This is a genomic window from Candidatus Pelagibacter sp. (assembly GCF_052049975.1).
GTDB lineage: Bacteria > Pseudomonadota > Alphaproteobacteria > Pelagibacterales > Pelagibacteraceae > Pelagibacter.
The window spans coordinates 351,192-364,176 of sequence record NZ_JBNGYZ010000002.1 but is presented as its reverse complement, the minus strand read 5'-3'; the positions used below and the strand labels follow the sequence as shown (position 1 = coordinate 364,176).

General features: G+C 30.8%; 10 protein-coding genes. 8 read left to right on the top strand and 2 right to left on the bottom strand.

The window, feature by feature from the left end; translation table 11 throughout:
* Position 1: 1 nt before the first annotated feature.
* Complete coding sequence (locus tag ACTT9U_RS05665; protein ID WP_440932194.1) at positions 2-943, top strand: glycosyltransferase family 9 protein; 942 nt, start codon at positions 2-4, stop codon at positions 941-943.
* Here ACTT9U_RS05665 and ACTT9U_RS05660 read toward each other — a convergent pair.
* Positions 940-2,022, bottom strand: a complete 1,083-nt coding sequence (locus ACTT9U_RS05660) for a 2-methylaconitate cis-trans isomerase PrpF family protein (protein ID WP_440932193.1) — start codon at positions 2,020-2,022, stop codon at positions 940-942. The two genes, ACTT9U_RS05665 and ACTT9U_RS05660, sit on opposite strands and share 4 nt — an antisense overlap.
* On the bottom strand, positions 2,019-3,068 hold the full coding sequence (locus tag ACTT9U_RS05655) for an AbrB family transcriptional regulator (protein WP_440909698.1): 1,050 nt from the start codon (positions 3,066-3,068) through the stop codon (positions 2,019-2,021). Before ACTT9U_RS05655 ends, ACTT9U_RS05660 begins: the two co-directional genes overlap by 4 nt.
* Before the next feature lie 13 nt (positions 3,069-3,081).
* Here ACTT9U_RS05655 and tcuA point away from each other — a divergent pair, with 13 nt between their 5' ends.
* The 7 genes from tcuA to ACTT9U_RS05620 all read left to right on the top strand — a co-directional run bounded on the left by tcuA (position 3,082) and on the right by ACTT9U_RS05620 (position 12,962).
* Complete coding sequence (gene tcuA / locus ACTT9U_RS05650; protein WP_440909697.1) at positions 3,082-4,554, top strand: FAD-dependent tricarballylate dehydrogenase TcuA; 1,473 nt, start codon at positions 3,082-3,084, stop codon at positions 4,552-4,554.
* Between the two features lie 99 nt (positions 4,555-4,653).
* Positions 4,654-5,715: a Bug family tripartite tricarboxylate transporter substrate binding protein gene (locus tag ACTT9U_RS05645; protein WP_440932192.1), complete on the top strand. Its 1,062-nt coding sequence runs from the start codon at positions 4,654-4,656 to the stop codon at positions 5,713-5,715.
* Between the two features lie 62 nt (positions 5,716-5,777).
* Positions 5,778-7,784 carry a tripartite tricarboxylate transporter permease gene (locus ACTT9U_RS05640; RefSeq protein WP_440909695.1) on the top strand — a complete coding sequence of 669 codons (2,007 nt, stop codon included), beginning with the start codon at positions 5,778-5,780 and terminating at the stop codon, positions 7,782-7,784.
* Complete coding sequence (locus tag ACTT9U_RS05635; protein WP_440909694.1) at positions 7,769-7,993, top strand: hypothetical protein; 225 nt, start codon at positions 7,769-7,771, stop codon at positions 7,991-7,993. Before ACTT9U_RS05640 ends, ACTT9U_RS05635 begins: the two co-directional genes overlap by 16 nt.
* Positions 7,990-10,617, top strand: a complete 2,628-nt coding sequence (gene acnA / locus ACTT9U_RS05630) for an aconitate hydratase AcnA (protein ID WP_440932191.1) — start codon at positions 7,990-7,992, stop codon at positions 10,615-10,617. Before ACTT9U_RS05635 ends, acnA begins: the two co-directional genes overlap by 4 nt.
* Positions 10,618-10,619: 2 nt before the next feature.
* Positions 10,620-11,753: a 2-methylaconitate cis-trans isomerase PrpF family protein gene (locus ACTT9U_RS05625; protein ID WP_440932190.1), complete on the top strand. Its 1,134-nt coding sequence runs from the start codon at positions 10,620-10,622 to the stop codon at positions 11,751-11,753.
* A gap of 222 nt (positions 11,754-11,975) precedes the next feature.
* Entirely contained in the window at positions 11,976-12,962 is a 987-nt protein-coding gene (locus ACTT9U_RS05620) for a tripartite tricarboxylate transporter substrate binding protein (RefSeq protein ID WP_440932189.1), read from the top strand.
* The last annotated feature ends 23 nt before the right edge of the window (positions 12,963-12,985 follow it).

Below are 12,985 nucleotides of genomic sequence, written 5' to 3'. Positions count from 1 at the left end.
AATGTCTAATATCTTAATAATCAAACATGGTTCTTTAGGTGATATAGCGCAAGCAAGTGGCGCTATTCAAGATATTTTTGAAAATCATCCAAATGACAAAATTTATTTATTAACAACAAAACCATATTTTGAATTATTTAAAAAAAATCCAAACATTCATGAAGTAATACTAGATAAAAGATTATCAAGATTTAATATATTTTATCTATTCTCTTTAATGAAAGAGTTAAAAAAACATAATTTTTTTAAAGTTTTTGACCTTCAAAATTCATCTAGGAGTACTTTTTATAAAAAAATTTTATTTCCAAATGCAAATAGTGAAAAATGGTCTAGTTCATTAACAACTCTCCCTGAAAGTAAAACAAAAGAAGAATTTGATAAATTGTCAGTATTAGAGAGATTTGATCATCAACTTAGAACTTCTAATTTGAAAACAAATAATACTTTAAAACCTAATTTTAATTGGGCTTCGGAAAATATTGATGAATTAATTAACAAGTATGACTTAAAGAAATTTATACTTTTATTTCCATTTTGTTCACCTCATTTAACTCTTAAGAAATGGCCTTACTATGAAAAAATTACTGATTTAATTTTAGAAAATTTTGGTAATGAATATAAAGTTATAACTGCACCTGGACCAAATGAAATTAAAGATTCTAAAAATTTTAAAGCAATACCTGTGCTTGATAATGATAAAGCATTAAGTATTTCGCAATTAACAACTTTAATTCAAAAAAGCAGTTTTGTAATTGCTAATGATACTGGTCCCGCACATATAGCTGCTCATACAAATACAAAAGGTTTAGCTTTATTTGGAAAACACACAACAGCTTACAAAGTTAGTATTGAAAGAGAAAATTTTAAAGCTATTCAAGTAGAAGATTTAAATAATCTAAGTGCCGAAAAAGTTTTTGAAAGACTTTTAAAAAAGCTTAATTAATCAATTAAACTTTTTTTGACATAAACGTTACCAGACATTATTAATCTTGCATTTCTAGTTGTTGTAACACTTATATCTTTAATTTCATCTTCCTCATATTTTATATCAAATTTAATTTTTAATAATCCTGAAGGATGTTCTAGGGAAAAATTACCTGTGTCAGTGTAATCTTTATAAAATTCCGAGCAAATTGTGTTTTTAGATTTACAAGAAGCTAAAAGTGCCATCGATCCTGTTACAGCATAGGCTGGGTGGCAATCCCAAGGCATAAAGTATCTTGATTTAATATCTGCTTTATCAGAGTTCATTATAATTGCAGTTTTAGGTATTACAGAATTTGATACATCTCCTAAACCAACTTCTTTTGCTATTTTTATACGAATGTCATTCATACGATTTATTATATTTTTATTTTCATTTAATTCATTAAAAGTTTCGCTACCGTTCAGCTCCAAGTCTTTAGCCTTAAAAATAACCATTGGAACCGCACAATCTATTAGTGTGAAATTAACCCCATCAATACAATCAATTTTATTTCCAGTTGGGAACAGTTTATTTGTTTGTGAGCCAATTATATTTAAGAATTTTAATTTTATTGGAGATCCTGGTGTGGGCACCCCATCAATTTTGAAATCCCCATCATATTGAACTTTCTTTCCAGGAGTTTTTACAATTTGCTCAATTTTCATACCTGTATTTTTATCTCGAACTACAACTGATGTTTCGCCATCATCAGGTTTAACCAAACCTTTTTCAATTGCATAGGGCCCAACACCTACCAAGATATTTCCACATGATGGTTTCGTATCAACAATTGGTTGATCTATCTTCACCTGGGCGAAGTAATAATCAACATCAATACCATCTTCGGATGATTTATCTATTATAGCAACTTTGCTTTTAACTGGTTCGGCACCACCAAGTCCATCAATTTGCCTCATGTCTGGAGAGCCCATTACAGCCAATAAAGTTTTATCTCTTTTATTAACATCCGAAGGAAGATCTTCTTTCAAAAAGTAGGGACCTCTAGACGTTCCGCCTCTGATAAACATACATGGTATTTTTATTTGATCATTCATTTAGGGTAAAATTTATTTATTATAAAAGGTATCAAAAGTACAATCAAAATTATTCTTAAAAAATGATGATAACTTACAAATATAGGATCAATATTATACGCAACACTTATTACAACCATTTCATGAATTCCACCTGGTACAAAACTTAAAAAAGTTGGTAGGAAATCAAAACCAAAATAGCTTTCTAAAAATAAAGCTGCCAAAGCAGCAATTATTATTAAAATTGAAGAAATAATTATTCCATGAAAAATATAGAATAATAAATCTTTTATTTTTAATCCATTTAACCGACTTCCAAGTGCAGTTCCTAAAAAAATAAAAGCAATATTTATAAATACATCTGGAAATCTAGCATTGGTAATATCAAATGTGTACAAAATTCCAGAAATCAACATGCCAGCTAAAAGAGTCGATGATGGGACTTTAAATCTCTTTAAAAATAATGAAAAAAAATAACAAATAAAAAAAATTAGTGACAACTCAAAAAAATATTTTAAATCATAATTATTTTCATTTCCAAAACCTTCAATTTCAATATAGCCAACTTGATAAACGAATATTACTGGCAACATACATACTAAAAAAATAACTCTTGTTGCTTGTGGTATGAGAACTCTTTGATTATTATTATTTTTTAAATTTAATAAAGCAGCAGAAATTGGCACAAAAGCCCCTGGAAGGGCTGCCAAAATAGAATTTAGTTTCTCAAATTTACAAATTTTCAAAAAATAATAAGCCACTACTACTGTGCTTATCAAAACATAAAATATCATTGAAATTGAAGAAAATATCCAAAGATGAATTTTATAAAGCAAAGTAACATTAAGTGTTCCACCTAAAATTATTCCAATGATGAGAAAAATTGGACTTAGAAGATTTTTAGAAAAAGTAACTTTAAATGAAGTGAATGAAATAGATAAATTTAATAGCAAAGGACCTAATAACCATGGTAGAGGCAAATTCAGAAATAAAGCAATTACACCACCTAAAGTTCCCAGTAACAAAGCGACATAACTTTGCTTGATTATATTTTTAAAATTTTGCATAAGGTCTAAAATTATGAATATATACGATGTAATAGTAGTTGGAAGTGGTAATGCAGCTTTATGTGCGGCTTTATCAGCAAAAGATAACGGAGCAAAAAAAATTCTAGTCATAGAAAAAGCTAAAAAAAAACTATCGGGTGGAAATAGCAGATACACTAATGGATCCTATCGTTTTGCTTATGAAAATTTTAAAGATTTAAAAAAGATAATCCCTTCATTAAAAAAAACAAAAAAAATAGATTATGGGAAATATTCGAAAAAAAATTTTTATGACGACATGATAAAAGTTACAAAAAATAAAACTGATAAATTTTTAAGTAAAAAATTAGTTAATGATAGTCATGAGGCGATTTATTGGCTTAGTAAAAAAGGGCTAAAATTTGTACCCATTAAAGGTAAACAATCTTTTGTTGTAAACGGTGTAACAAAATATTGGGGTGGACTAACTTTGGAAGTGAAAGATCAAGGAGAAGGATTAATAAAATCTCTTTCTAATATTGTGAAAAAAAATAAAATTGAAATTAAATATGAAATTGCTGCAAAAAAACTAATAAAAAAAAATAATAAAATTATAGGACTAAAAGTTTTAAATAAAAAAAAACAACAAGATATTTTTTGTAACTCAGTAATACTAGCCTGTGGTGGTTTTGAAGCAAACGCGAAGATGAGGTCAAAATTTCTTGGTAAAGGTTGGGATAAGGCTAAAGTAAGAGGGACAAAGTTTAATACTGGAGATGGTCTTAATATGGCTTTTGAACATGGTGCCGCTGCTTATGGTGAATGGAAGGGTTGTCATGCTGTTTTTCATGATATGAATGGCCCAAAATTTAGTGATTTAAAAATCGCAGCAAAGTATAGAAAAATTAGTTATCCTTGGGGTATAGTTTTAAATGCTAAAGGTAATCGATTTGTAGATGAAGGTGAAGATCTTAGAAATTATACATATGCTAAATTTGGTAGAGAAGTAATTAAACAACCTAATCAATTTGCTTGGCAGATATTTGATAAAAAAGTAAGACCGATGTTGTATAAAGAATATGATGTAAAAAATGTAACCATGGTTAAAGCCAATACTTTAGAAACTTTGGTAAAAAAATTAAAAGGTGTAAATAGCAAAAAAGCGTTAAAAACTATTATAGATTACAATAATAAAGTTGATGATAAAATCAAATTCGACCCAACTATCAAAGATGGCAAAAGAACTAATGGTCTTAGAATAAATAAAACTAATTGGGCAAATAGAATTGATAAAGCTCCTTTTTACGCTTATGGAGTTACGTGTGGGATTACATTTACTTATGGTGGCCTCAAAGTAAGTAAAAAATGTGAAGTCCTGAATAAAAAAAATAAACCAATCAAGGGCCTGTACGCTGCAGGTGAAATGGTTGGTGGAATTTTCTATAATAATTATCCTGGCGGAAGTGGACTAACCTCAGGATCTGTATTTGGTAGAATTTCTGGAAGATTTGCTGCATTAAACCAATAAAGCAAATAATTATTTTAAAATAGAGACCTTTTGTCTTTTATAATTATATTAAATTTTTTCCTATAGTTTAAAAATTATTAAATTAAATAGGGAGACGTAATGATAAAAAAAATACTAGCGACAATAGTTGCTTCAGTGATCTCAGTTTCTTCAGCATTAGCAGTGGACTATTCTGGAAAAACAGTAACAATGTGGATACCATTTAAAGCTGGTGGTGGTTCAGATACTTGGGCTAGAGCTATTGGTCCTGCATTTAGTAAAAACTTACCAGGCAATCCAACAGTTGTGGTAAAGAATGTAACAGATGGAAAGGCAATTGGCGCTTCAAATAAATATTTTGCAGAGCATGGTAAAGACAAAGATGGCCTAGTTGTTTTTGGAACATCAGGTTCGGTGCAATTACCATATATCTTTAAAGATGAAAGAGTAAGATACCAATATAAAAATATGGTTCCAGTATTTGCAAGTGGAACAGGCGGTGTTGTTTACGTTAGAAAAGATATGGGAATAACTGACATTATTAAAGATTTTGACAAATTAAAAGGATCAAAATTAGTTTATGGTTCTCAAGGAAAAACATCTTTAGATGCTGTTCCTATTTTAGCATTTGATATGTTGGGATTAGACGTAAATGTTGTTTATGGCATGAAAGGAAGAAAAGCAGGACGAGCCGCAATTCTTAGAGGTGAAACAACAATTGATTACCAAACAACAGCATCATACCTAAAACATGTAAAGCCATTGGTAGAAAAAGGAGAAATGGTTGCGGTAATGACTTGGGGAGCTCCAGTTGGTGGAAAAGTTGAAAGAGACCCAAACTTTCCAGATCTTCCTTCTTTTCCTGAAGTTTATGAAGTTGTAACTGGGAACAAATTTAAAGGAACTGAGGCTAAATCTTGGACAGCTCTATTTTATGCAGGATTTGCAACACAAAAATATGTGATGCTTCCAAAATCAGCAAAAAGAGATGTTGTAAAAGCTTGGCAGAATGCTGCAGCTGCTATCGTTAATGATCCAGAGGCAATGAAAGTTTTAAATAAGAAACTTGGTAAATACGATCAAGTTACTGGTTCAAAAAACTTAAAATCTTCATTAAAAAAAGCAACTTCTGTTGATTCAAAATCAGAAAAATTTTTACAAGAGTGGAAAAACACTAAGTAATAAGTTCTAATTTGAGAAAAAAGGGGGGCTTTGCCCCCTTTTTTTTTATATAATGTTTTCATATGATCGAAGCCTTACTATCTGCACTCATCACAATAGTTTCAGGACAATCATTATTCTTTTTAATTTTAGGTGTGTTGTTAGGTTTAGTAGTTGGTGTTATTCCAGGGTTTGGTGGCACTGTAGGTTTATCTTTATTACTTCCATTTGTTTTTGGCATGGAACCAATATCTGGTATTGCAATGATGATGGGTTTAATGTCAGTTGTGGCTACTGCTGATACTTTTCCAGCTGTTTTGATTGGTGTTCCAGGGTCTGTTTCAGCTCAAGCAACTGTCATGGACGGTTTTCCTTTGGCCAAAAAAGGACAAGCAGCCAGAGCATTGTCTGCAGCTTTTTTCTCTTCTCTGTTTGGAGGATTATTTGGAGCTGTGCTGTTAACAGCAGTAATACAGATTGCCAAACCAATAATTCTAGCTTTTGGAACAGGAGAAATGTTGATGCTAGCAATTTTTGGAATTTCAGTTGTAGGAACATTAACAGGGTCAAGTATATTTAAAGGGTTAGTAGCTGCATGTCTTGGAATGATAGTTGGTTGCATAGGAATTTCTCCAGCTAGTTCAGAATATAGATTGGACTTTAGTACAGTTTTGGAAGTTCAAAATCCTATTGTAATGTATCTTGGTGGTGGAATTCATCTAATGGTTGTTGCTATTTCAATATTTGCGTTTCCTGAAATAGTAGAGTTATTAAGGTCAAATAAAGCAGTTTCTGAAAAAGCTGAATTAGAAAAATCAGGTTGGCTTATAGGTCTTAAAGATTTCTTAAGAAATAAATTTTTAGTTTTAAGATGTTCTTTTATTGGAAGTTTTATTGGATTAATACCTGGTATAGGTGGATCGTGTATTGACTGGATAAGTTATAGTCACGCCAAAACAACTGTCAAAGACAATAAAAATTTTGGAAATGGAGATATCAGAGGTGTTATTGGTCCTGAGTCCAGCTCAAATTCTAAAGAAGGTGGAGCATTAATACCTACTTTGTTGTTTGGAATTCCAGGTTCTGGTGGAACCGCAATATTAATGGGTGGATTAATTTTGTTGGGCGTAGATCCAGGTATTCAAATGATAGATACACAGCTAGATCTAATTTATACAATTATTTGGTCTCTAGCAGTTGCGAACATTTTTGGTGCAATTATTTGTGTTGCTATGGCAAAACCAATATCTCAATTAACAACTATAAATTTTACAGTCTTAGCACCATTTCTTATATCTTTAATTTTGTTTGCAATATTTAACTCAACAAGATCATGGGGAGACTTATTATTTGCAACATTCATTGGTGTGATAGCAGTTTTTATGAAAAGGTTTGATTATTCTCGTGTTGCTTTAATGATTGGTTTTGTTTTGAGCGATAGTATTGAAACTTATCTTTATCAAACTATGCAGTTCTATAAATTTTCTGAATTATTTACTAGACCTATTTTTTTAATATTAATTCTAATTTCAATTTTTTCTATTTACTCAGGTATAAAAATCATAAATAAAAAAGATGAAATTGCTAAATCTAAATCGGATCTATTAAACTCAAATACGAATTCTCAATGGATATTCTTATTCTTACTCATGTTTGTGGGAGTATATACAATATTTGTAACTGATCATTTACAATATCTTGGAAAAATTTTTCCTATAAGTGTTGGAATCTTTATGATCATTTTCACTTCTATAATTGGTCTACAAATGTTTTTTGGAAAAACAGGAGCTAAAGTTTTTTATGATGGTGAAAACTTATTGAGGGATAATAAAGAGATAAGAAGTTATTGGATGACAATTTTTTGGTTTATTTCACCATTATTTTTATCAGTATTTATAGGATTCTTTTTTTCTATTGGTTTGTTTGTGATTTTATTTTTAAATAAAATAGCAAGAAAAGGTATGACATATAGTATAATAAGTGGTTTGTTTGTTTGGTTTTTTTTAGGAGCAATTTCTCATTTTATGATAATGGATTTCCCCCCTGGGATTTTACAGTCTTATTTTGAATTACCATGGCCGTTAAGTTAAAAAAAAATAAGTTAAAATTAGAAAAAATTAATAAAGAATTATCTGAATATCCTCAACCAGTCTCAGGTTGCGATGCGCAGTACACTTGGTTATTACAACAAAGAGAGAATTTATTGGGTAATTTCAGAAAAATTATTGATAGAGTTGAAAATGATCATAAATTTTCTGTAGACACAGAGGAATATCGAACTAAAACAAATAAGAAATGATACCCAAGACATTTAAGAAACTAAAAATTAATAATGTCGAATATGATTTTGCTGATATTAGCAATATAAACAATATTGATAAAATTCCTTATACTTATAGAATTTTAATAGAAAATATAATCAGGCAAAATCTTTTACACCGAAATAATAACTCTAAGGAACAAATTAATTCAATTCTAGATAAAAAGATTGGTCAACCTATTAATTTTGCACCTAATAGAATTCTAAGTCATGATATTCTTGGTAAAGTAATGCTTGTTGATTTTATTGCTTATAGAGAAGCCTTACAAAAAAAAGGTATAGATACAAAAGATATTCAACCAGATGTACCAATTGATTTAGTAATCGATCATTCATTGCAAGTTGATTATTTTGGTAATGAGAATGCATCAAAAGATAATCTTAAAAAAGAATATGAAAGAAATTCTGAAAGATTTTCTTTCTTAAGATGGTGTTCTAAATTTTTAGACAAAGTTAACGTAATTCCCCCTGGTGTTGGGATTTGTCACCAAGTTAATATTGAATATTTATCAAAAGTTGTTTGGCGAGAAAAGAAAAATGATTTTAATTTAATCCATCCAGACACATGTATTGGAACAGACAGCCACACACCCATGGTTAATGGAATTGGAGTGTTAGGATGGGGAGTAGGAGGTGTTGAAGCCGAAATATCGATGTTAGGAAAAACAATACCTATGACTGTCCCAGAAGTGGTAGGAGTAAATCTTAAAAATTCTTTAAAAGAAGGTGTTACTTCAACTGATTTAGTTTTATTTATTACTCAATTACTAAGACAGAATAAAGTTGTTGGCAGTTTTATAGAGTTTTCAGGTGAGGGAGTTGAGAGTTTGACAGCTGGTGATAGAGCAACTATTGCAAATATGGCTCCTGAATATGGTGCAACAGCAGTTTTATTTCCTGTAGATAATTTAACCCTAGATTATTTAAAAATGACAGGAAGAACTGATGAAGAGATAAAAGTTGTTGAAGAATATTCTAAGTATCAAAAATTATGGAGAAATCCTGACGTAACGCCTGAGTACAACCGAGTTTTAAATCTAGATTTGAAATTTATAGAACCTTGTGTGTCTGGTCCAAAAAATCCAGAGGACAAAATTAACCTTAATGACTTTTCTAAAAATATAAATGCCCATTCGAATATGCTTTATCAGAAAGATTTGAGAGAAGATAAATTTAATGTGCCTGAATTAAATTATGAAATTAAAGATGCAGATATCATGATAGCTGCAATAACAAGTTGTACAAATACTGCTAATCCAAAAAACGTAATAGCAGCTGGGTTAATTGCAAAAAAATTAGTTGAGCAGGGTTTAAAAAAGAACGATAAAGTTAAAACGTCTTTTGCGCCAGGAAGCAAAGTTACTGCTGAAATTTTACATAAATCTGGATTACAAAAATACTTAGATCAGCTTGGTTTTAATGTAGTAGGCTTTGGTTGTACTACTTGTAATGGTGGATCAGGGCCATTAGATGACAATATTGCAAACACAATTGAAAATGAAAAGGTATTTTCAGTTGCTGTATTATCTGGAAATAGAAACTTTCTTGGAAGAATTCATCCAAATATAAGAGCTTCATATTTAGCTTCACCTTCCTTAGTTGTACTATTTTCAATATTAGGATCAGTTAAAAAGAATATATTAAAAGATAGCTTAGGTAAAAATTTAAATGGCCAAGAAGTATTTATGAAAGACGTTTGGCCATCAAATGATGAAGTGGAAAAAATAATTCATGAGTTTTATAGAGCAGAAACTTTTAGAGAAAAATATGATCAAGTTTTTGATGGAGGCGATCTTTGGGAAAAACTAAGTGTTTCAGATACTGAAAATTATAATTGGCCAGAAAGTACTTACATAAAAAAACCACCATATTTTAAGAATACAGAAAATTATGAAGTTAAAGATATCAACTTAGCAAGACCAATTGTTCTTTTAGGAGATTCTATTACTACGGATCATATTTCCCCATCAAGCTCTATCACGAAAGGAACCGCGGCATCAGATTATTTAAATCAACTCGGAATTGATGCTAAAGATTATAATACCTATACAACTAGAAGAGCAAACCACGAAATAGTAGAGAGATCAACTTTTGCAAGTCTACGTCTAAGAAATAAAATGACACCTGATCAAGAAGGAAGTTTTACAATTAAGTATCCTGAAAAAAAAATGATGAGAATTTACGAAGCTTCACTTGAATACAAAAAAGAAAATAAAGATTTAATAGTTTTAGCAGGTGAAAATTATGGTTGCGGATCTTCAAGAGATGTAGCTGCTAAAGGACCATTATTAATTGGTGTAAAAGCTATTGTTGCTAAAAGTTTTGAGAGAATTCATAGGTCAAATTTAGTTGGAATGGGTTTACTTCCTTTACAATTTGAAAAAGGACAAGGTATAGATGAACTTAAGATTGATAGTTCAGATCAATTTTCTTTAACTGGTTTAAACAAAATTAGTGATGATAATAAAAAAGTTTTAATGCAAATACATAAAGAAACTGGTGATGTTATTGAAGTTTATCTCAAAGTAAGACTAGATGTTCCAGAAGAAGTTAATTTTTGGAAAAACGGTGGTATCTTACCTACCGCTTATAAAGAGGCGTAAAAATGGAACAAAAATGGATTAAAGCTACTTATTATCGTGGAGGTACAAGTAAGGGAGTTTTTTTTCAAAAAAAAGATCTCCCCACTCAAGATCAAAAAGAATTAAGCGAAATTTTTCTAAAAGTAATTGGTAGTCCAGATTTAAATAAAAGACAGCTTAACGGAATGGGTGGAGGATTATCTTCAGTTTCAAAATGTGTAATTATAAGTCCTTCAGAAAGAAGTGATGCTGATATTGATTATAATTTTATACAGTTAGCAATAGATAAACCTGTTGCAGAATGGGATAATAATTGTGGAAATTTATCAGGTGCAGTTGGCCCCTATGCTGTTCAAGAAGGAATTGTTAAACCTAACGAAGGTCAAAATACGATCAGAATATATCAAATGAATACTGATAAAATTATACATTCAACTTTTGAGGTTAAAAATGGAAAACCAGTTATTGATGGAGATTATAGTATTGCTGGCGTAGAGGGCTCGGGTGCTAAAGTAAGATTGGATTATATTGAGCCAGGTGGATCAGGAACTGGTAAACTGTTACCGACTGGAAATGCAATTGATGAATTAGATATTGAGGGTTTTGGAAAAATTAATGTAAGTATTATAGATGCTGCTACACCTCTTGTTTATATTCTTGCTGAAGATTTAGGATTAACAGGAACTGAAACACCAGAGGAATTAGATAATCAAACTGACAAATTAAGTTTAATTGAAAAAATTAGGCAAAAATCAGCTCACATTATTGGTTTATCAAAATCAATAGGTGACGCGCCTTTAGGTAATCCAAGAATAGGATTTGTAACTTCACCAAAAGATTATTCGAGCTTAGATAACAAAAAAATTAATTCAAATGATCAAGATATTACTACCCGAATGTTTTCAATGGGAAAAACTCATAAAGCAATTATGGGAACAGCTGGAGTTAATATTGGCGTAGCAGCTGCTATAGAGGGAACTATCCCAAACAAAATTAAAAGAATAGACTCAAACCCATTAGAATTACGTGTTGGACATCCATCTGGCTTAACTACTTCTGGGGCAATTATAGAAAACAAAGATGGAAAGCCTCACGCAAAATCTGCAATTTTTTTTAGAACCTTTAGACCTTTGATGAGAGGTGAGGTGCTAGTTTAGTTTTCTTTGGTCCTAAAAACCAAGCAAGAGGTATATTAAAAAAATCCGTAACTATTGCGCTAGGTATTCCAATTAGAATAACTAAAAAAAATTTTTTAGATAATAATTGAGACAAATTTTCTTTATTAATTTTTAAATTCGAGCTCATAAAGACTTATTGAGAGATTGACATTAAATTATGTTTTATGTTTAATCTTATCTTATTAACTTAAGAGAGGAAAAATGAAAAATATTAAAAAAATATTTTCAGTATTATTTTCAGCAATCCTTCTATTTTCAGCAACAACTACGAGTTCAATTGCAATTGATAAGTTACACTTTGTAATTGGTGGTGGTGCTGGTGGTGGTTGGGATGGAACTGCTAGAGGTACTGGAGAAGCTTTAACAAAAGCTGGATTATTAAAAAGCGCATCATTTGAAAACATGTCAGGTGGTGGTGGTGGAAAAGCATTAGCTTATATGATTAACAATAAGCCTGCTGACACTGTATTAGTACAATCAACTCCTTTGGTTTTGAGATCTATTACTAGACATGAAGGTTATGTTTCTGGCGGTGGAAGTGGAGTATTGTCTTACAAAGATGTTGTGCCAATTGCTGGTGTAATTGGAGATTATGGTGCAATTGCTGTTGCAAAAGACTCTCCATTCAAAAATTTTAAAGATGTAGTTGATGCTTACAAAAAAAATCCTAAGTCAGTAAAAATGGCTGGAGGATCTGTTAGAGGAAGTATGGACCATTTAATTGGTGCTTTAGCTTTTCAGGAAGCAGGAGCAAATCCAAATGATGTAATATATGTTCCTTATGATGCAGGTGGTAAAGCTTTAGCTGGACTTTTATCTGGAGAAACACAAATTATTTCTACAGGTTTAGGTGAACTTATGGGGGCAAGAGACCAAGTAAGGATTATTGGTATCACTGCACCTAGCAGAGTTTCAGATGCACCAGATGCACCTACGCTTAAAGAGCAAGGATATGATGTACAATTCGTAAACTGGAGAGGATTTTTTGGACCTCCAGGTATGAGCAATGCTGATAAGAAAAAAATTGCAAAAATGCTAGGCGATGTACAAAAAACTCCTGAATGGGAAACTGTCAGAGCAAGAAATGCATGGGTTAATATTTACAACCCAGACAAAAAGTTTGTTAAATTTTTAGAAAAACAAACAAAAGAAATGACAGCTCTTATGAAAAAACTAGGAGTTATTTAATCCTTGCGGATTAATTAATTGAG